Source organism: Microbacterium sediminis (assembly GCF_004564075.1).
GTDB lineage: Bacteria > Actinomycetota > Actinomycetes > Actinomycetales > Microbacteriaceae > Microbacterium > Microbacterium sediminis.
This window is the reverse complement of record NZ_CP038256.1, coordinates 1,891,913-1,910,234: the sequence shown is the minus strand read 5'-3', so window position 1 is coordinate 1,910,234 and position 18,322 is coordinate 1,891,913. Positions and strand designations below refer to the sequence as shown.

19 protein-coding genes and 1 tRNA gene are annotated in these 18,322 nt (G+C 71.3%); 10 read left to right on the top strand and 10 right to left on the bottom strand.

The features are described 5' to 3' along the window. The 4 genes from E3O41_RS09115 to E3O41_RS09100 are packed head-to-tail and all read right to left on the bottom strand — an operon-like array spanning nucleotide 1 to nucleotide 2,715. Nucleotides 1–369, bottom strand: coding sequence for an RNA-binding S4 domain-containing protein (locus tag E3O41_RS09115; RefSeq protein ID WP_067027342.1), 369 nt, complete (start codon nucleotides 367–369; stop codon nucleotides 1–3). A gap of 22 nt (nucleotides 370–391) precedes the next feature. Continuing rightward, a complete protein-coding gene (locus tag E3O41_RS09110) occupies nucleotides 392–1,627 on the bottom strand; it encodes an MFS transporter (RefSeq protein WP_067027340.1) in 1,236 nt (411 codons plus the stop codon). Beyond that, nucleotides 1,624–2,088, bottom strand: a complete 465-nt coding sequence (locus E3O41_RS09105; protein WP_067027338.1) for a MarR family winged helix-turn-helix transcriptional regulator — start codon at nucleotides 2,086–2,088, stop codon at nucleotides 1,624–1,626. Before E3O41_RS09105 ends, E3O41_RS09110 begins: the two co-directional genes overlap by 4 nt. 48 nt (nucleotides 2,089–2,136) lie before the next feature. Further along, entirely contained in the window at nucleotides 2,137–2,715 is a 579-nt protein-coding gene (locus tag E3O41_RS09100; protein ID WP_067027336.1) for a GNAT family N-acetyltransferase, read from the bottom strand. A 99-nt stretch (nucleotides 2,716–2,814) separates the two neighbouring features. On the opposite strand from E3O41_RS09100, the gene E3O41_RS09095 reads away from it, so the two are divergent. From E3O41_RS09095 to E3O41_RS09075, 5 genes are all read left to right on the top strand, one after another. Beyond that, a tRNA-Pro gene (locus E3O41_RS09095) sits at nucleotides 2,815–2,888 on the top strand. A 254-nt stretch (nucleotides 2,889–3,142) separates the two neighbouring features. Further along, a complete protein-coding gene (locus E3O41_RS09090) occupies nucleotides 3,143–4,516 on the top strand; it encodes an APC family permease (protein WP_067027334.1) in 1,374 nt (457 codons plus the stop codon). Nucleotides 4,517–4,530: 14 nt separating this feature from the next. Beyond that, on the top strand, nucleotides 4,531–5,379 hold the full coding sequence (locus tag E3O41_RS09085) for a Rieske (2Fe-2S) protein (protein WP_067027332.1): 849 nt from the start codon (nucleotides 4,531–4,533) through the stop codon (nucleotides 5,377–5,379). An 8-nt stretch (nucleotides 5,380–5,387) separates the two neighbouring features. After that, nucleotides 5,388–6,032 carry a UdgX family uracil-DNA binding protein gene (locus tag E3O41_RS09080; protein ID WP_067027330.1) on the top strand — a complete coding sequence of 215 codons (645 nt, stop codon included), beginning with the start codon at nucleotides 5,388–5,390 and terminating at the stop codon, nucleotides 6,030–6,032. Between the two features lie 115 nt (nucleotides 6,033–6,147). Next, on the top strand, nucleotides 6,148–6,375 hold the full coding sequence (locus E3O41_RS09075; RefSeq protein ID WP_067027328.1) for a hypothetical protein: 228 nt from the start codon (nucleotides 6,148–6,150) through the stop codon (nucleotides 6,373–6,375). Nucleotides 6,376–6,444: 69 nt separating this feature from the next. Here the strand turns inward: E3O41_RS09075 and E3O41_RS09070 are convergent, their stop codons facing one another. Then, on the bottom strand, nucleotides 6,445–6,867 hold the full coding sequence (locus E3O41_RS09070) for an organic hydroperoxide resistance protein (RefSeq protein WP_067027326.1): 423 nt from the start codon (nucleotides 6,865–6,867) through the stop codon (nucleotides 6,445–6,447). A gap of 47 nt (nucleotides 6,868–6,914) precedes the next feature. Continuing rightward, nucleotides 6,915–7,673, bottom strand: a complete 759-nt coding sequence (locus E3O41_RS09065) for an SDR family oxidoreductase (RefSeq protein ID WP_067027324.1) — start codon at nucleotides 7,671–7,673, stop codon at nucleotides 6,915–6,917. A gap of 136 nt (nucleotides 7,674–7,809) precedes the next feature. Here E3O41_RS09065 and E3O41_RS09060 point away from each other — a divergent pair, with 136 nt between their 5' ends. Then, nucleotides 7,810–8,700 (top strand): helix-turn-helix transcriptional regulator, encoded by an 891-nt coding sequence (locus E3O41_RS09060; RefSeq protein ID WP_067027322.1) that lies wholly within the window; start codon nucleotides 7,810–7,812, stop codon nucleotides 8,698–8,700. 34 nt (nucleotides 8,701–8,734) lie between these two features. Continuing rightward, nucleotides 8,735–9,988: a DUF3500 domain-containing protein gene (locus E3O41_RS09055; RefSeq protein WP_135012278.1), complete on the top strand. Its 1,254-nt coding sequence runs from the start codon at nucleotides 8,735–8,737 to the stop codon at nucleotides 9,986–9,988. Nucleotides 9,989–10,004: 16 nt separating this feature from the next. On the opposite strand, the gene E3O41_RS09050 is transcribed toward E3O41_RS09055, so the two are convergent. Together E3O41_RS09050 and E3O41_RS09045 are read right to left on the bottom strand one after the other, a co-directional pair. Beyond that, nucleotides 10,005–10,403 (bottom strand): hypothetical protein, encoded by a 399-nt coding sequence (locus E3O41_RS09050; RefSeq protein ID WP_067027318.1) that lies wholly within the window; start codon nucleotides 10,401–10,403, stop codon nucleotides 10,005–10,007. Between the two features lie 68 nt (nucleotides 10,404–10,471). Continuing rightward, nucleotides 10,472–12,298, bottom strand: a complete 1,827-nt coding sequence (locus E3O41_RS09045; RefSeq protein ID WP_067027316.1) for an AMP-dependent synthetase/ligase — start codon at nucleotides 12,296–12,298, stop codon at nucleotides 10,472–10,474. A 122-nt stretch (nucleotides 12,299–12,420) separates the two neighbouring features. Here E3O41_RS09045 and E3O41_RS09040 point away from each other — a divergent pair, with 122 nt between their 5' ends. Next, nucleotides 12,421–13,131: a lysophospholipid acyltransferase family protein gene (locus E3O41_RS09040; protein WP_067027314.1), complete on the top strand. Its 711-nt coding sequence runs from the start codon at nucleotides 12,421–12,423 to the stop codon at nucleotides 13,129–13,131. A gap of 52 nt (nucleotides 13,132–13,183) precedes the next feature. Beyond that, nucleotides 13,184–14,518 carry a class II 3-deoxy-7-phosphoheptulonate synthase gene (locus tag E3O41_RS09035; RefSeq protein WP_067027312.1) on the top strand — a complete coding sequence of 445 codons (1,335 nt, stop codon included), beginning with the start codon at nucleotides 13,184–13,186 and terminating at the stop codon, nucleotides 14,516–14,518. 181 nt (nucleotides 14,519–14,699) lie between these two features. Here the strand turns inward: E3O41_RS09035 and pknB are convergent, their stop codons facing one another. Both pknB and E3O41_RS09025 read right to left on the bottom strand, forming a co-directional pair. Then, on the bottom strand, nucleotides 14,700–16,661 hold the full coding sequence (gene pknB / locus E3O41_RS09030) for a Stk1 family PASTA domain-containing Ser/Thr kinase (RefSeq protein WP_135012276.1): 1,962 nt from the start codon (nucleotides 16,659–16,661) through the stop codon (nucleotides 14,700–14,702). Nucleotides 16,662–16,709: 48 nt separating this feature from the next. Further along, entirely contained in the window at nucleotides 16,710–17,789 is a 1,080-nt protein-coding gene (locus E3O41_RS09025; protein ID WP_240482463.1) for a LysM peptidoglycan-binding domain-containing protein, read from the bottom strand. Between the two features lie 202 nt (nucleotides 17,790–17,991). Here E3O41_RS09025 and E3O41_RS09020 point away from each other — a divergent pair, with 202 nt between their 5' ends. Then, a complete protein-coding gene (locus tag E3O41_RS09020; RefSeq protein ID WP_067027306.1) occupies nucleotides 17,992–18,321 on the top strand; it encodes an Rv2175c family DNA-binding protein in 330 nt (109 codons plus the stop codon). Nucleotide 18,322 lies beyond the last annotated feature (1 nt).

The following is an 18,322-nucleotide window of genomic DNA, read 5'->3' as shown; positions in this document are numbered from 1 at the left end:
TCAGTCTCGGCCGCGCAGCTGATCGATCGCGCGGCGCTCGCGCTTGGTGGGCCGCCCGGCGCCGCGGTCGCGGGTGACGATCGGTGCCACGAACTCCCGCGGCGGCGGGGGAGGCGTGCGGTCCTCGTATGCCTTGGCGGCGACCGGCGCGCCCACGCGCTTGGCCAGCAGCTCGCGCACCCCCAGCACGCGGTCGAAGCCGGCGATGCGCACGCGCACCTCGTCGCCGACCTTGAGCGCGTACGATGCCTTGACGGGATCGCCGTTGACCCGCACGTGGCCGCCTCGCACCGCGGTGGTGGCGAGCGAGCGGGTCTTGTACACCCGCACCGCCCACAGCCACACGTCCAGGCGCACCGATTCGGTCATCCGGCCATCGTAGGACGAACGATCAGCTTGCGTCGCCGGCGGTGAGCGCCTCGGCCTCCTCGAGCTCGGCGGGCTCCGGGTCGCGGTCGATCACGGCGAGGTGGCGGGCCGAGACGGCCAGGACGAGCAGCGACACGAGCGCGGCGGCGCCGGCGAAGAAGTACGGCACGGTCTCGCTGAACGCGTTGCCCAGCCAGGCCGCCAGGGGCGGGGCCACGGCGCCGCCGATGAAGCGCACCGCCGAGTACGCGGACGACGCGACCTGACGGGGGAGCTCGGTGGCCTCCATGACGGCCTCCGTGAGCGCAGTGTTGCACACGCCGAGCACGAGGCCGCCGACGATGATGCAGGCCACGAGCGCCGGGGCGTGCTCGACCACGATGCCCGCGACGATGAGGTCGGCCGCGAGCAGCGCGAACATCGTCATGAGCGTGCGGCGCCGCCCCCACCGGCGGATGAGGATCGGCGCGACGACGACGCTCGTCACGGCCAGGGCCAGGCCCCAGCCGAAGAACGTCCAGCCGATCTGCATGGCACCGAAGCCGAGGGGGAAGGGCGAGTAGGCCAGCAGGATGAAGAACGCGATGTTGTAGAACAGGGCGGCGATCGCGAGGCGGCCGAGCGAGGGGATCCGCAGCGCGCGGAACGGTGCCGACAGGGCGATCGGCGCCGGCTTGGCGCCGCGCTCGCGCAGCAGCACGGTGATCGCGATGAACGCGATCGCCATGAGGGTGGCGACGCCGAAGAACGGGCCGCGCCAGCTGATCTCGCCGAGCAGGCCGCCCACGAGCGGACCGACCGCGATGCCGAGGCCCAGAGCGGCCTCGTAGAGGATGATCGCGGCGCCCGATCCGCCGGATGCAGCGCCGACGATGGCCGCCAGCGCGGTGGAGGCGAACAGGGCGTTGCCGATGCCCCAGCCGGCGCGGAAGCCGATGACCGCGTCGACCGAGCCGCTGATCGCGCACAGGAACGCGAACACGACCACGAGCGCGAGCCCGAGCAGCAGGGTGCGCTTGGTGCCGATGCGGCTCGAGACCCAGCTGGTGAAGAGCATCATGATGCCGGTGATGGCGAGGTAGCTCGTGAAGAGCAGCTCGGTCTCGACCGGGGTGGCCTCGAGCTGTTCGGCGATCGCGGGCAGGATCGGGTCGACCAGGCCGATGCCCATGAACGCGATCACGCTCGCGAAGGCGATGGCCCAGACGGGCAGGGGCTGCCTCCAGATGGGGGTGTCGGCGGGGGCGTGGGCGCTCACTCGGTCTCTCCGTTCTCGATGTCACTGGTTGCGGGCGCGGCCGTGGCGGGGGCGATGCGGTCGTTGAGCAGCGCCGCCGCCTGGCGGATCACCGCCCACTCCTCGGCGCTGAGTCCCTCGAAGCGGGGCAGCATCGCGTCGACGAGGTGCGCGCGCCACTGGGCGTAGGCGGCGACGCCGCGCTCGGTCGCCACGATCTGCACGGCCCGGGAGTCGCCCGGCTCGTCACGGCGCTCGACGAGGCCGAGCTCCGTCATCGTCCCGATCAGCCGCGTCATCCCCGGCTGGGTCACGCGGCTCAGGCGCGCGAGCTCGCCGATCCGCTGCGGGCCGTTGTCGCGCAGGATCGCGAGCGTGCGCCACTGGGCGGCGGGCGTCTGGCTGTTCGTCTCGAGCGCGGCGACCCGCGTCAGCCGGTGCGCCGCGATGATCAGGGCCTCGACATCCTCCGCACGACTCATGCTCTCAACTATATACCCACGTTATATAACGAGGGTATGTTGCCGGGGTCAAGTGAGCGTCAGCGAGACCGTCGCCCGGGTGGGCGTGGGGCGGCCGAGGACCGTGAAGCCGGCGGCGAGGAACGTGGTGAGGGCGCCGACGTAGAGATCGTTGGTCGCCGGCTTCGCGGCGGTGTTGTCGATCGGATAGGCCTCCACGGCTCGCGCGCCCTGCTCGCGCGCGTACGCCACCGCCGCCTCGAGGAGCGCGGCGTTGAGCCCGAGCCGCCGGTGCTCGCGGCGCACCGAGAAGCACGTGATCGCCCACACCGATCCGTCGTCGAGCGGCTCGGGGGAGGCCCGCACCACCCTGCTGCGAGCCAGCCGCCGCTGCGCCGGCCGAGGGCCGATCCTCACCCAGCCGGCCGGAGCCCCGTCGACGTACGCGACCAGTCCGGGCGGCGGGCCGTCGCGCAGCTCGCCTCGGAGCATCTCGCGGCGCTCGTCGACGCCGGTCGATCGCCACTCGGCGTTGGGCAGCAGCGGCCAGGCGCACTGGCACGACGCGCCGTCGCCGCCACCGGTCAGCGCCGCCTGCACGTCGTCCCATTCCCGCAGCGTCGCGGGTCGCGTCGTGATCTCGACCATGGGCCCACCGTACGCACCGCCGCCGACATTCCCACCGCGGTTCGCGGCACCCCGATCGACCGGGTAGACTAGTCGAGTTGTCCGCCCGTGGGCGGGCATCGGGATGTGGCGCAGCTTGGTAGCGCACCTGACTGGGGGTCAGGGGGTCGCAGGTTCAAATCCTGTCATCCCGACGTAACGACGAGAGGCTCGGCCGAAAGGCCGGGCCTCTCGTCGTTGATCGCTGATGTCGGGCGGGTACCCGCCGCAGAGGCTCCGCGCGCCGCGTAGCGGCGTGTGGAGGAGCGGTGGGTTGCATCCCGACACAACGACGAGAGGCTCGGCCGAAAGGCCGGGCCTCTCGTCGTTCCCGCCCGCGGTAATGCCACAGATCGCGCGCGGGCGCCAGTCCCTTTACGGCGCGAGCGCTCCGCGGTGGGGTGGAGCGATGACCACGGAAACTCCCGCACCCCTGGTCGAGCATCCGCTCGGACTGAAGCGCGCCATCGGCACGCCGCTGCTGTATGCGTTCATCGTCGGAGACACGCTCGGCGCCGGCATCTACACGCTCGTCGGCACGATGGCGACCGATGTCGGCGGCGTCATCTGGCTGCCGCTGCTCATCGCGCTCGTCGTCGCGCTGCTGACCGCCGGGACCTATGCCGAGCTGATCACCAAGTACCCGCACGCGGGAGGGGCGGCGCGGTACGTGGATCGGGCGTTCGGGATCCCGTACCTGTCGTTCCTCGTCGGCTTCCTCATGATGGCGTCGGGGATCACCACGGCGGCGGCGCTCGCCAACGCGTTCGCCGGAGACTACCTGTCGGCGCTGTTCGATCTGCCGCCGATCCCGACGGCGCTCGTGTTCATCGCCCTGCTGACGCTGATCAACCTCCGCGGGGTGAAGGAGTCGCTGGGAGCGAACCTGGCCGCATCGGTGATCGAGGTCACGGGACTGGTGATCGTCATCGTGCTCGCGGCCATGGTGCTCGGCCGCGGTGACGGCGACCTCTCGCGCGTGGTCGAGTTCGCGCCGGATGTGCCGCCGCTGCAGGGCGCGTTCGCGGCGTCGATCGTCGCGTTCTTCTCGTTCCTGGGCTTCGAGGCGGCGGCGAACATGGCCGAGGAGGTCAAGGATCCGTCCAAGTCGTATCCGCGCGCGCTGTTCGGGGCGATCCTCACCGCGGCGGTCGTCTACCTGCTGATCGCGCTCGGCGCCGTCATCGTCGTGCCGCCCAGCGAGCTGGCCACCTCCACGGGACCGCTGCTCGAGGTCGTCACCGCGAGCGGCGTCGCGATGCCGGGATGGATCTTCAGCCTCATCGCGCTGGTGGCGATCGCCAACGGTGCGCTGCTGTTCATGGTCATGGCCAGCCGCGTCGGCTACGGCCTCGCCGAGTCCGGACTGCTGCCGCGAGCGTTCGGGCGCGTGCTGCCCCGGCGCCGCACGCCGTGGGTGTCGATCCTCGTGGTGGCCGGGGCGACGATGCTGCTGTCGATGGTCGGCGACATCGGCACCCTCGCGTCGACGACGGTGCTCCTGCTGCTGCTCGTCTTCCTCTCGGCGAACGTCAGCGTGCTCGTGCTGAAGAAGGATCGCGTGGGCCACCGGCACTTCTCGGTGCCGCGGATCGTCCCCGTGCTCGCGATCATCGCCAGCATCGTGCTGCTCACCCAGCAGACCGGGATCGTCTGGCTCGGCACCGCGGCCTATGTCGTGGTCGGATCGCTGCTGTTCCTCGTGGCACGGTTCGGCCGCAAGCGCGAGGAGAAAGCGGCGGCCGCCCGCGCGGAGGTCGCCCCGCCCGCCGGTGATCGATGAAAGGAAGGAAACGCATGCTCGGACAGGCCCTCATCCACCGGATCCAGCGCGCCCGCGGGCTCGACCAGGTCGCCGAGAAGGTGAGCGGATCGGTGTCCGCGGTCACCCGCCCGACACCGGTCAAGAACGCGCTCTCGGGTTCCTGGCTCGGCCATCAGCTGCACCCTGTGCTCACGGATCTGCCGATCGGCGCGTGGGGAGCGGCCACCGCCCTCGACCTCACCGCGGGCGAGGAGGGCGCCGCGGCCGCGCGCCGGCTCGTGGGCATGGGGCTGATCGCCTCGGCGCCGACGGCGCTGGCCGGCGCGTCGGACTGGTCCGACACGAACGGGAAGGACAAGCGCGTCGGCCTCGTCCACGCGCTCCTGAACGCCACCGCCTCCGCGCTGCAGGCGGGCTCCTGGATCGCGCGCCGGCGGGGACGTCGGGGCGTGGGAGTCGGGCTCAGCCTCGTCGCCGTCGGCTTCACGGGGGTGTCGGCCTACCTCGGCGGTCACCTTTCGTGGGTGCGCGGCATCGGCGTGAACCGCACCGCGTTCCAGAAGCGCGTGGGCCGATGGACCGACGTGGCAGCCGAGCTCGACGTGGCCGAGGGCGAGCTGCGGCGCCTCACGATCGACGACATCCCCGTCGTCCTCACCCGGCACCGCGGCCAGCTGCACGCGCTGTCGGCGGTGTGCACGCACGCGGGAGGTCCGCTCGACGAGGGCACCCTCGACGCCGACGGGTGCGTCACCTGCCCCTGGCACGGCAGCCGGTTCCGCCTCGCGGACGGCGGGGTGGAGCGCGGCCCCGCCAGCGTGCCGCAGCCACGCTGGGAGGTCCGCGTCGACGCCGGGCGCGTGCTGCTCCGATCCGCCTGAGGCGCGCCATGTCGCCGGCGGACGAGGAGCGGCCCGGGGCCGAGGAGTGGGTGCCGCGCGGCGCGACGGTTGAGCGACTGCGCGCGGCCGTGGACGAGTGCCGCGGGTGCGAGCTGTGGCGCGATGCGACCCAGGCCGTCTTCTCGCGGGGTGAGCCGGATGCGCGGATCATGCTCGTCGGCGAGCAGCCGGGCGACCGCGAGGACCGGGAGGGAGCGCCCTTCGTCGGCCCGGCCGGTCGCGTGGTCGACGACGCGCTCGGGGCTGCCGGCGTGCCCGCCGACGGCGTGTACCGCACGAACGCGGTGAAGCACTTCCGGTTCGAGCGGCGGGGCAAGCGGCGCATCCACGAGAAGCCCGGCGTCGCGCACGTCGTGGCGTGCCGGCCGTGGCTGGAGGAGGAGATCGCCGCCGTGCGGCCGGAGGTGATCGTGGCGCTCGGGGCAACCGCGGCGCGGGCCGTGCTCGGCAGGCCCGTGACGATCGGCGAGGTGCGGGGCACGGTCATGGAGTCGTCGGATCCGTCCGGCACCCCGACCGTCGTCACCGCCCATCCCTCGAGCATCCTGCGCGTGCGCGACGAGACCGATCGCCGTGCCGCCTTCGCGCAGCTCGTCGACGACCTCCGCCGCGCCGCGGAGGTCACCGGCTAGAGGCCGAGGTCGCACAGTATGTGCGACGCCTCGGCGATGCACCAGCCCCCTGCATGCCGCCGCGCCGGCTCCTACCGTGGCCACGAAAGAGGGAACACGACGGAAGGAGTCGATGATGACCGATGAGCCGCAGAGCCCGGTCCGGGACAAGAACTACAACCTGATCTGGGCGCTCGAGGCATCGCTGCACAACGTGTGGAAGCTCGAGACCTACATCGAGGACGCGGAGCGCGAGGGTGACGAGGAGCTCGCCACGTGGTTCCGTAAGATCCAGCACGAGAACCGCAAGGCAGGCGAACAGGGCAAGCAGATGCTCGCCCAGCGCCTCAGCGAGCCGCAGTAGCCGTCACCGCGACGGCCTCGCGCCCGCTCGATGCGGGGCGCGAGGCCGTGTCCGGTCGCGCGGCGCGGATCAGTCGTCCGAGACGGTGACCGTCACGTCGATGTTCCCGCGCGTCGCGTTCGAGTAGGGGCACACCTGGTGGGCCGCATCGGCGAGCTCCTGCGCGGTGGCGTGGTCGAGCTCGGGGATGACCACCTCGAGCTGCACGGCGAGCTGGAAGCCGCCCTCGCCGTTGGAGCCGATCGAGACGCGCGAGCCGACCGACGATCCCTCGATCGCGACCTTGCGGCCGCGGGCCACGGCCTGCAGGGCGGAGTGGAAGCACGCGGCGTACCCGGCGGCGAACAGCTGCTCGGGGTTCGCTCCGGCGCCCGAGCCTCCCATCTCCTTCGGGACGGCGAGATCGAACGCGAGGTCGGATCCGGCGACGGCGACGTGTCCGTCGCGCCCGGCGCCGGTGGAGAGGGCTTCGGTCGTGTAGAGAGCATCCATGCTTCGACCCTACGCGCGCCGGAGGGGGCGGGCTCCGGCCGCCGACCTCAGCCCCGGCCGGGCAGCATCGCCAGCGCCGCCGAACGCTGCGCGACGAGCTCGTCGTACGTGCCGTCGCGCTCCGCCCATCGGTGCATCTGCACGCCGCGCACGAGGATCTGCGACGGTGTCGGGTCGGCCGCGAGCAGGTCGAGCACCTCCGAGACGAACGCGTCCAGCGGCAGGGCGTGCGGGTTGACCCGCTCCTGGCCAGCCGAAGCAACGGCCGGCGGGACGAGTTCGATCACGTCGATGCCCGCGTCCGCGAGCTGCGCTCGCAGCGCCTCGGTGTAGGCGTGGACCGCCGCCTTGGATGCTGCGTAGGTCGGCATCGGAGGGAACGGCAGGTAGGCGATGCCCGACGTGACCGTCATGATCGCGCCTCCGCCCCGCGCGATCAGGTGCGGTGTGAACGCGTCAATGACCCGGATCGTGCCGACGAGGTTCGTCTCGATCGCCCGATGCGCGTCGGAGAAGTGCGCGGGATCGCGCAGGTCCTCGATCGGCATGATTCCCGACATCGTCACGACGGTGTCCAGACGGGGATGCGCCGCGAGCACCCGATCACGGGCCTTCGCGACCGAGGCGGCGTCGGTGACATCGAGCTCGACGCCGACGATGCCCTCGGACTCGAGCTCCGCCAGAGCCGCGACGTTTCGGCCGCCGACGATGACGGTGCTCCCCGCGGCGGCGAGTCGCCGCGCCAGTTCTCGGCCGATGCCCGAGGTGCCGCCGGCGATGAAAGCGGTGCGTGTGGTGATGTCCATGTCTCTCCTTCTCTGCCGCCGTGCGGGCGGCTCGGATCGATCGTGCGCCGCCGGCGCCGCACGCGGCAGAGCCGCCTGCTTCCCGGGTCCTGGCGGGACCCTCCCACGCCGCACGCGGCGGCGTTACGGTTCAGGGGTGACGGATCGCACCGTGGACAACAGACTGGGCAGCTATCTGCGCGCTCGCCGCGAGCTCGTCTCTCCCGGGAGCGTGGGTCTGCGCGACTCGGGCGATCGACGCGTCCCCGGCCTGCGCCGAGAGGAGGTGGCGCTGCTGGCGGGCATCAGCGCCGACTATTACCTGCGCCTTGAGCGCGGGCGCGACCGGCATCCCTCCGCGCAGGTGCTCGATGCCCTCGCGCGGGTGCTCCAGCTGGACGACGTCGAGCGGGAATACCTGCACGGTCTCGCCGAACCTGCGCCGCGCCGCCGACGCCGGGTACGCCCGGAACGGGTCCCCGACCGCCTGCACCAGCTTCTTGCCGGTCTGCAGCTGCCGGCGTTCGTCGAGGGCCGCGCGTTCGACGTCCTCGCTGCCAACGCGCTGGCGCTCGCGCTCTCGCCGCGCCTGCGGCCCGGGATGAACCGGCTTCGATCGCTGCTGCTCGATCCGGAGGAGCAGGCGTTCCACGAGGATTGGGAGCAGGCGGCGGCAGGGATCGTCGCGGCGCTGCGGCGCAGCATCGGCGACGATCTCGACGATCCGCGCTTCGTGGAACTCGTCGGCGAGCTGTCGCTGTCGAGCGAGCGTTTCCGGTCGCTCTGGGCCCGGCAGGACGTGCGCAGCCTCGACGGCGGGACGACGACCGTGCACCATCCGGTGGTCGGCGAGCTGCGGCTGCATCGCGACAAGCTGCCCGTCGACGACGTCATCCTCGTCGTGTACTACCCCGACGCCGGCAGCGAGTCGGAGGAGCGGATGCGCCTGCTCGCGGCGCTCGCGGAGGCGGGCGGTGCCGGGCCGGCCGTCGATGCCGGTGAGCATTCGCGCCGGAACCTTCATCCGGGTGGCATAGGGGCCGCATAGGGGACGCATAGCGGCGGTGTCCAGGCTCGAAGGCATGACCGAAGACACCACGACCCCGACCCCGAACCGACCCCCGATCCGCCGTCGCACCCGCGCCGGATGGATCGCCGCCTCCGTGCTCGTCGCCGGCCTCGCGCTCGCCGGATGCAGCGCCGTCGCGGCCGAGCCCGCCGCGACGACGTCGGCCTCCGCCTCGGCCGACACCTCCACCGCCGATGCCGAGGTCAGCGCGACCACCGACGGCGAGGGCGCGACGACGACGGCCGAGACGATCGCCGACACCACCGCCGCGGCCGAGGCGTTCCTCGCGACCTTGACCGACGCGCAGCGCGAGACCGTCCTGTACGCCTTCGACGACGAGACGAAGACGACGTCATGGACGAACTTCCCGGTCACCTTCGTCGAGCGCGCCGGCCTGAACCTCGACGATCTCACCGAGGAGCAGCGCACGGCGGCCATGGCCGTGCTCGAGGCGCTGCTCGATGACGAGGCGTACGCGATGGTGACCGGCATCATCGGCGGCGACGAATACCTGGGCGAGTACAGCTCGTCCAGCGAGGACTCGCTCGGGCAGTACTACATTGCGTTCTTCGGCGATCCGTCCGACACCGCCTCCTGGGAGGTGCAGTTCGGCGGTCACCATCTGGGCATCAACGCCACGCTGGAGGGCGCCGAGAACGCGCTCACGTTCGCGCCCACGCATCTGGGCGTGCAGCCGGCGGTCTACACGAACGAGGAGGGCGAGGAGGTGCAGCCGTTCTCGGCCATCTACGAGTCGGCCTTCGCCTTCTACGACAGCCTCGACGACGAGCAGCTTGCCGCGCTCTCCCAGGGCGAGCAGGTGCAGCAGTTCGCGTGCCAGCCCGGCGGCACGTGCTCGTTCGACACCGGCGTCGGCCTCGTGGGCGCCGACCTCACCGACGAGCAGAAGCAGCTCCTGCTCGACGTGATCGCGAACTGGGTGGGCATGGCCGACGACGAGACGACCGCCGCGGCGCTCGCCGAGATCGAGGCCACGCTGGACGAGACGTACATCAGCTGGTCGGGCGCAACGGTCTATGACATGACGCAGGGCGACGGGATCGGCTTCCTCATCTCGGGGCCGAACGTCTACGTCGGCTTCGCGGCGCAGCAGGGATCGGCGGGCGCCGACGTCGACGGCGTCACGACCTCGGGCTGGGGACACGTGCACACGATCTACCGCGATCCGACGAACGACTACGCCGGCAGCGTCGAGCAGCAGGAGTCGGCCGGGATGAGCGGCGGCCCCGGCGGCGGGCAGCCCTGAGCGGGGGAGCGGCGCATCAGCCCCAGGGGGATGCGCCGCTGCCGGGCCGGGCGGGGCGCAGCTCCGGCGGCGGCCAGGGGAGCGCGTGCAGCTCATAGGGCACGTCGATCGCGCCGAAGTCGTCGGTCTTGACCAGCACGCGGCCGGGCCGGGTCTCGCTCTCGCCGGGGGAGACCTCGACGATGCGCACGCGCAGCGCCCGGCCCTCGTGCGTCAGCTCCCACACGTCGGCGAGCCACGACAGGCCCACCTCCTCCAGGGCCTCCTCCGCCTCGACCCAGTCGAGGGCTGGCGAGACGTCGGCGCCGAACAGCGACACGGCGACGAACCGCTCGCCCTCCGGCCGGATCCAGCCGATCAGCTCGCCGTCGCCGGATCGGCGATGCGGGATCCAGGCGTCGGGCACGGTGCTCATCCGTCGAGGGTACCGGCGAACGGCGGAAGGCCCGGCCCCGCGGGGGACCGGGCCTTCCGCGCGGCGCGTCAGCCGATCGAGACGTTCGTCGTCGTGTCGCCGCTGGTGGCGTAGATGTCCTCGATCTCGCGGCTGAAGTCGCGCAGGATCTCGGCGCGCTTGATCGACAGCTTCGGCGTGAGGTGGCCGGTGGCCTCGGTCCATTCGGTGCCGAGGATCGTGAACTTCCGGATCGACTCGGCGCGCGAGACGAGCGTGTTCGCGTGGTCGATCTGCCGCTGGATCTCGGCCCGCACGACGGGGCTCTTGGCCGCCTGCTCGAGCGTGAGGCTCTCGTTCTCGCCGTGGGTCTTGAGCCAAGCGGGCAGCATCTCCGGGTCGAGCGTGATGAGCGCCGAGATGAACGGGCGCTGGTCGCCCACGACCACCACCTGACCGACGATCGGGTTGGCGCGGATCGGGTCCTCGAGCACGGCGGGGGCGACGTTCTTGCCGCCGGCCGTGACGATGATCTCCTTCTTGCGCCCGGTGATCGTGAGGTAGCCATGCTCGTCGAGCGACCCGAGATCGCCGGTGCGGAACCAGCCGTCGTCGAAGGCGGCCCGGGTCGCCTCCGGGTTCTTCCAGTACTCCTTGAACACGTTGATGCCGCGCACCTGCACCTCGCCGTCGTCGGCGATGCGGATGTCGACGCCCGGCAGCGCGGGCCCGACCGTGCCGACCTGGATGTCGGTGGGCAGGTTCACCGACGCCGGCGCCGTGGTCTCGGTGAGGCCGTAGCCCTCGAGGATCTTCACACCGAGGCCGCGGAAGAAGTAGCCCAGGCGCGGGCCCAGCGGTGCCGATCCGGACACGGCGTACTCGACATTGCCGCCCATCAGCTCGCGCAGCTTCGAGTAGACGAGCTTGTCGAACAGGGCGAACTTGAGCTTCAGACCCAGGCCGATCTTCTCGCCCTCCTGCAGGCGGCGCGAGTGCTCGACGGCCACGGCGGCGGCCGCGCGGAAGATCCGGCCCTTGCCCTCGGCCTCGGTCTTGGCCTCGGCGGAGTTGTAGACCTTCTCGAACACGCGCGGCACGGCCAGCAGCAGCGTCGGCTTGAACGACCCGAGCGTCTTGACGAGGTTCTTCGTGTTGGGCTCGTGGCCGGTGCGCACGCCGGCGTGGATGTAGAGGATCGACATGAAGCGGGCGAACACGTGGGCCGTCGTGATGAACAGCACCGTCGACGTGCCCTCGCGCAGCGCCACCTCGAGCGACTTGGCGGCGTTGCGCGACAGCTCCACGAAGTTGCTGTGGGTGAGCACGCAGCCCTTGGGGCGCCCGGTGGAGCCGGACGTGTAGATGATCGTCGCGAGGTCCTCGCCGCGGGCCAGCGTGCGGCGGCGGAGGATCTCGCCGTCGGCCACGCCCGCACCCTCGGCGGTGAGCGCGGCGATCGCGCCCTCGTCGAGGCGCCAGACCTTGCCGATGAGCGGCAGCTCGTCCTTGACCTGCTCGTAGCTCGCGATGTGACCCTCGTGCTCGGCGATCAGCGCGACGGCCCCCGAGTCGGAGAGGATCCACTGCAGCTGCGCGGGGGAGCTGGTCTCGTACACCGGCACCATCACGGCACCCGCGTAGAACAGCGCGAAGTCGACGAGGGTCCACTCGTATGTCGTGCGGGCGATGAAGCCGATCTTGTCGCCCGGCTCGACGCCGGCCGCGACGAAGCCCTTCGCCAGCGCGATCACCTGGGTCTCGAACTGGCGTGCGGTGATGTCGCGCCAGCCGTCGCCGTCGGGGACGCTGAAGATCGCGCGATCAGGGGTCTCCTGCGCGCGGATGGCCAGCAGATCGCCGATGTTCGCCTCAGGGTCGGCGGGGACGATCGCGGGAACGGATGTCTCGTTCACGGCAGCTCCTTCGATACCGCTCGGGTGATGTGGTCCCACTCTATGTCCATTCGCTTCGATGCATCACATGGGGCAGCGGGTTAGGCTGATGCGCGCCCGAGACGACGAAGGGAAGGATCGCGGTGTTCTACTGGTTCCTGAAGTACATCGTCGTCGGCCCCATCGTGAAGGCCGTCTTCCGGCCCTGGATCGTGGGCAAGGAGCACATCCCGGCGGAGGGCGCCGCCATCCTCGCGAGCAACCACCTCTCGGTGATGGATTCGGTCTTCCTGCCGCTGCTGATCGACCGCCCCATGTCGTTCCTGGCCAAGTCGGAGTACTTCACGGGCAAGGGCCTCAAGGGCTGGGCCACGAAGTGGTTCATGAAGGGCACGGGCCAGATCCCCATCGACCGCTCCGGCGGCCAGGCATCCGAGGCGGCGCTGAACACCGGGCTCGGCGTGATCGGCCGCGGCGGGCTGCTCGGCCTCTACCCGGAGGGCACCCGCAGCCCCGACGGCGTCCTCTACCGGGGGCGCACGGGCGTGGCCCGCATGGCGCTGGAGGCCAAGGTGCCCGTCGTGCCCGTCGTGATGGTCGACACGGAGAAGATGCTGCCGATCGGCACGACGATCCCGCGGATCGTGCGCGTGGGGATCGTGATCGGCGAACCGCTGGACTTCTCCCGCTACGAGGGCATGGAGAACGACCGGTTCGTGCTGCGCTCGGTGACCGACGAGATCATGGTCGCGCTGCAGCGCCTCGGCCAACAGCGGTACAGCGACGAGTACGCCTCGGCGGCGAAGGAGCGCCTCGCCCAGGCGCGCCGCGAGCAGAAGGCCGCGACGGCCTGAGCCCCGCCCCGCCGTGGCGCGGGGGTCCTTTCCCGGCGACTACGATCGGATCATGATCGATCCGCACCACCTCGATGCCTGGCGTTCGCTTCCGATCAAGCAGCAGCCGGCGTATCGGGACCCCGAGGCGGTCGCCGAGGTCACTGCGGAGCTCGCGTCGCTGCCGCCCCTGGTGTTCGCGGGCGAGGTCGACAGCCTCAAGTCGCGCATCGCCGAGGCGGCGGCGGGCCGCGCCTTCATGCTGCAGGGCGGCGACTGCGCCGAGACGTTCGCCGGTGCCACCGCCGACAAGATCCGCAACCGCGTCAAGACGGTGCTGCAGATGGCCGTGGTCCTCACCTACGGCGCCTCGATGCCCGTGGTGAAGATGGGCCGCATGGCCGGCCAGTTCGCCAAGCCGCGCTCGAGCGACAGCGAGACCCGCGGCGACGTGACCCTGCCGGCGTTCCGCGGCGAGATCGTCAACGGCTACGACTTCACCGAGGCCTCGCGCGAGGCCGACCCGCGCCGACTGCTCAAGGCGTACCACACGTCGGCCTCGACGCTGAACCTCATCCGCGCGTTCACGCAGGGCGGCTTCGCGGACCTGCGCGAGGTGCACTCGTGGAACAAGGGCTTCGCGCAGAACCCCGCAAATCAGCGCTACGAGCGCCTGGCCGGCGAGATCGATCGCGCCATCAAGTTCATGGAGGCGGCCGGCGCCGACTTCGACACCCTCAAGGCCGTGGACTTCTACACCGGCCACGAGGGCCTGCTCATGGATTACGAGCGCCCCATGACCCGCATCGACTCGCGCACCAACCTGCCGTACAACACGTCGGCGCACTTCCTGTGGATCGGCGAGCGCACCCGCGAGCTCGACGGCGCGCACGTCGACTACTTCTCGCGCATCCGCAACCCCATCGGCGTCAAGCTCGGCCCGACCACCACGCCCGAGACGGCGCTGGCGCTCATCGACAAGCTCGACCCGGAGCGCGAGCCCGGCCGGCTCACCTTCATCACGCGGATGGGCGCGGGCAAGATCCGCGACGCCCTGCCGCCGCTGCTGGAGGCCGTCAGGGACTCGGGCGCGCAGCCGCTGTGGGTGACCGACCCGATGCACGGCAACGGCATCACGACCGCCACGGGCTACAAGACGCGTCGTTTCGACGACGTGGTCGACGAGGTGCGCGGCTTCTTCGAGGCGCACCGCGCCGTCGGCACGTTCCCGGGTGGCCTGCACGTCGAGCTCACGGGCGACGACGTCACGGAGTGCCTGGGTGGGTCGGAGCACATCGACGAGGCCACTCTCGCCACGCGCTACGAGTCGCTGTGCGACCCGCGCCTGAACCACATGCAGTCGCTGGAGCTCGCCTTCCTCGTCGCCGAGGAGCTCGAGAAGCTCTGAGGCCGGGGCTCACGCCTCTGGTCTCGACTCCGCCGCTTCGCGGCTGCGCTCGACCCGTCTCCGCTTCGTTCGCTTCGCTCACTCCGGTCGACGAGCCGTATGGGCCACGGCTCGTCGACTGAGCGAAGCGAACGGAGACGGATCGAGCGAGCGCAGCGAGTCGAGATCGACGGCCTTGACGTCAGTCGCGCAGGTCGATCGACAGCTCGATCGTGGTGCCGCCGCGCACCATCTCGCCACCGCCGGGCGTCTGCGACTTGACCTCGGTGAGATCGTTCATCGCGATGTTCCACGGGAACACCACGCCGCTGACGTCGAATCCGGCGTTCTGCAGCGTCGCGACCGCCTCGTCGCGCGTCATCCCGACGACGCTCGGCACCTCGAACAGCTGCGGCCCGAGGGACTCGATGAGGGTGACGGTGTCGTTGCGGGCCCACGTGCCGTCCTTCGGCACGATGCCGATCACGGCGCCCTGGGCGATCGTGTCGTTGTACTCCGTGGTGCGATCGGGGGAGACCTGCAGCCCGGCGTCGGTGAGGATGCCGGTGGCCTCGTCGACCGATCGCCCGGAGACGTCCGGGACCGGCCCGAGCGAGACCGAGAGGATCACGCCGTCGCCCTGGTTCACCGTGCAGCCGTCGGTGCAGAGGTTCTCGTCCTCGGTGCCGCGCGGCTGCACGCGCACGTTCGTCACGGTGCCCGCGGCGAAGTCGAGGAAGTACTCGCGCACCTCGGTCAGCTCCAGCCCGAGCTGGGCGATCTGCTCGGTCGCCTGCTCCTGCGTCATCTCGGTGAGCTTGGGAAGATCCACCGACGCGGGCCCCGCCGACACGTCGAGCGTCACCACCGTCTCCTGATCGACGGCCGTGCCCGCGGTCGGGTCGGAGGCCATCACCTCGCCGACGGCCACCTCGACGCTGTGCACGTCGTTGCGCTCGGCGACGAGGTTCTGCGCGGCTAGCACGTCCTCGGCCTCGTCGAAGGTGAGCCCCTCGACCTCGGGCACCGCGACCTGCGAGCCGGGGCCGGCGCCCCAGTACCAGCCGGCCGTCGCCGCGCCGCCCGCGAGGAGCAGCACGAGCGCGAGCAGCAGGCCGCCGCGCGCGGAGCGGCGCGCGCTCTTCTTGCGCAGGCGCGACGAGTTGTCCTCGGCCTCGGGTGCCGGCGCGGTGCCGAGCGCGACCTCGTCGGTGATCACGCTCGTCGAGGCGAACGGCAGCACCTTGGTGGCGTCGGTGTCGGAATCGCCGCGCTCGATGTCGGGCAGCGTGCGGGTGCGCGAGGCCAGCGGGGCGATGCCGAGCTCGCGCTCGATCTCGCGCAGCCGCTCGAGCATCTCGCCGGCGTCCGAGGGGCGCTCGTCCGGGGTCTTCTCGGTGGCCCACAGCACGAGCTCGTCGAGCTGCTCCGGAACGCCCGGGTTCTTCACGCTCGGCCGCGGCACCGAGTCGGTGGCGTGCTGGTAGGCGATCTGCATCGGCTGCTCGCCCTTGTAGGGCTGCTCGCCGGCGAGCATCTCGTAGAGCATGATGCCCAGCGCGTAGATGTCGCTGCGCGCGTCGGCGGTGCCGCGCGTGACAAGCTCCGGCGCGAGGTAGGCGATCGTGCCGAGCAGCTGCGCGCCGGTGGCCGTGTTGGCGCTCGTGGCCCGGGCGAGGCCGAAGTCGCCGATCTTGATGCGGCCGTCCTCAGCCAGCAGCACGTTCTCGGGCTTCACGTCGCGGTGGATGAGCCCGGCACGGTGCGCCGCCGCCAGGCCCGACAGCACGGCGTCCATCACCGTGATCGTCTGGGTCACCGTGAGCCGCTTCTGCTCCTTGAGCAGCTCGCGCAGCGTGATGCCCGGCAGGTACTCCATGACCAGGTAGGCGAGCTCGCCGTCCTGGCCCTGGTCGAACACGTTGACGACGTGCGGGTCCGCCAGCCGCGCGGCGGAGCGGGCCTCCTGGATGAAGCGGCTCTGGAAGACGCTGTCGTCGCTGAGGTGCGCGTGCATCACCTTGAGAGCGACGCGACGCTCCAGGCGCAGGTCGGTGGCGACGTACACGGTGGCCATGCCGCCGCGCGCGATGCGAGCACGCACCCGGTAGCGGCCGTCGACAAGCCGCCCGATGAGGGGATCGACCTGCTGGCTCGTGCTCACGACAGCAGTCTACGGAAGGGGATCTGGAACCCCGCGGAGGCGCTCGGCTCAGCCGAGCGACGCCAGCCAGGCGTAGGACTGCTTCTCCCACTGGCCGTAGCGCTCGGGGAAGGCCGATATCTGCACGGCCTGGGCCGCGTCGCCGAACGACTTCTTCTCCCAGCCGGCGATGTCGAACAGGCCGCGGGTGGTGCCGCCGTTCGGGTCGGTCGCGCCGCCGAAGAACACCTTCGTCGCCCGAACGGGGTCGAGGATCTGCTCCGGCGTGCCCCAGCCGTAGCTCGGGCGCTGTTGGAACAGGCCGAGCGAGTCGCGATCGCCGTAGGCCACGTTGCGCAGCGACGACTCGACCATGGCGGTCGCCAGCGCCGTGGCGATCGCGCGGTCCGACGCGCCGATCTCGCGGCCGACGCCGATGATGAGCCGCGCGTTCGCGGTCTGCTCGGCGGTGAGCGACGCCCACTTCTGCACGTTCGCGCCGGTCGCCGCCGGGGCGGGCTTCGGCGCGCTGAGCTTGAGCTTCTGGCCCGGGTAGATGATCGCGCCGGCGCCGAGTCCGTTCGCCTTCAGCAGCTCGGACACCGTCTTGCCATGCTGGTGGGCGATGCCCCACAGGGTGTCGCCGGGCTTGACCTCGTGCGTCGCGGGCGCGGCCTGGGGCGCCGCGGCAGGCGCGGCGGCGGGAGCGGGGGCGGCCGCGGCGGGGGCGGCCTGCGGGGCGGCCCCGCCGAGCTTCAGCTTCTGGCCCGGGTAGATGACCGCCGAGGCCTTCAACCCGTTGGCGGCGAGGATCGCCTCGACGGTGGTGCCGTGCTGACGCGAGATGCCCCAGATCGTGTCGCCGGCGGCCACGGTGTGCACGGCCCCGGGCGAGGTGGAGGCGGGGGTCGGAGCCGCGGGAGCCGCGGTCGGCGCGGCGAGGCGGAGCTTCTGGCCCGGGTAGATCGTGGCGCGCGGGGTGAGCCCGTTCCAGCTGAGCACGTCCGCGGTCTGCAGACCGTTGCGGATGGCGATCCGCGTGACGGTGTCGCCCGGCTGCACGGTGTGGTCCTCGGCCGCATGCGCCGGCGTGGCGCACAGTGCCGAGGCGATGGACCCGATGACGGCGACCGGTGCGGTCGCGAGCATCGCGGACGGTGACTTGGAACGCCGCGTCGATTCGCGCATCACGTTACCCCCTCGTGATCTTCTCGACACACCGTGTCAAAGATGTGACCTCAAGTCAACTGGTGCTATTTCGAGGGGCTCGTGTTAATGATGTGACACGCGAGAATCCCCGACCCGGACGCCCGAGTGCGAAGATGGGCACGTGGTGGACGAGACTCCTGGGATGTATCCGACCGAGTGGCTGACGCTGCCCGACCTGGCCGAGGCGATCGGCGAGTCGGTGAGTCGCGTGCGCCGCCTGCTCGACGAGAGCGCCCTGATCGGCTCTCGGCGCGACGGCATCCTCAAGGTGCCCGCCGTGTTCGTGCAGGACGGCCGCCCGCTCTCGAGCCTGCGCGGCACCGCCATCCTGCTGCACGACGTCGGCTTCACCGACGACGAGGCCATCGACTGGCTGCTCACGCCGGAGGAGACCCTGGGCGCCGCCCCGATCGAGTCGCTCCTCGCCGGTCGCAAGGCCGAGGTGCGCCGGGTGGCGCAGGCGCTGCTCTGAC

Coding starts and splice junctions, on each gene's coding strand:
- E3O41_RS09020 (WP_067027306.1), top strand. CDS start 17,992: ATGTATCCGACCGAGTGGCTGACGCTGCCCGACCTGGCCGAGGCGATC.
- E3O41_RS09055 (WP_135012278.1), top strand. CDS start 8,735: ATGACCGAAGACACCACGACCCCGACCCCGAACCGACCCCCGATCCGC.
- E3O41_RS09050 (WP_067027318.1), bottom strand. CDS start 10,403: ATGAGCACCGTGCCCGACGCCTGGATCCCGCATCGCCGATCCGGCGAC.
- E3O41_RS09085 (WP_067027332.1), top strand. CDS start 4,531: ATGCTCGGACAGGCCCTCATCCACCGGATCCAGCGCGCCCGCGGGCTC.
- E3O41_RS09065 (WP_067027324.1), bottom strand. CDS start 7,673: ATGGACATCACCACACGCACCGCTTTCATCGCCGGCGGCACCTCGGGC.
- E3O41_RS09115 (WP_067027342.1), bottom strand. CDS start 369: ATGACCGAATCGGTGCGCCTGGACGTGTGGCTGTGGGCGGTGCGGGTG.
- E3O41_RS09080 (WP_067027330.1), top strand. CDS start 5,388: ATGTCGCCGGCGGACGAGGAGCGGCCCGGGGCCGAGGAGTGGGTGCCG.
- E3O41_RS09070 (WP_067027326.1), bottom strand. CDS start 6,867: ATGGATGCTCTCTACACGACCGAAGCCCTCTCCACCGGCGCCGGGCGC.
- E3O41_RS09105 (WP_067027338.1), bottom strand. CDS start 2,088: ATGAGTCGTGCGGAGGATGTCGAGGCCCTGATCATCGCGGCGCACCGG.
- E3O41_RS09090 (WP_067027334.1), top strand. CDS start 3,143: ATGACCACGGAAACTCCCGCACCCCTGGTCGAGCATCCGCTCGGACTG.
- E3O41_RS09035 (WP_067027312.1), top strand. CDS start 13,184: ATGATCGATCCGCACCACCTCGATGCCTGGCGTTCGCTTCCGATCAAG.
- E3O41_RS09075 (WP_067027328.1), top strand. CDS start 6,148: ATGACCGATGAGCCGCAGAGCCCGGTCCGGGACAAGAACTACAACCTG.
- E3O41_RS09100 (WP_067027336.1), bottom strand. CDS start 2,715: ATGGTCGAGATCACGACGCGACCCGCGACGCTGCGGGAATGGGACGAC.
- E3O41_RS09025 (WP_240482463.1), bottom strand. CDS start 17,789: ATGCTCGCGACCGCACCGGTCGCCGTCATCGGGTCCATCGCCTCGGCA.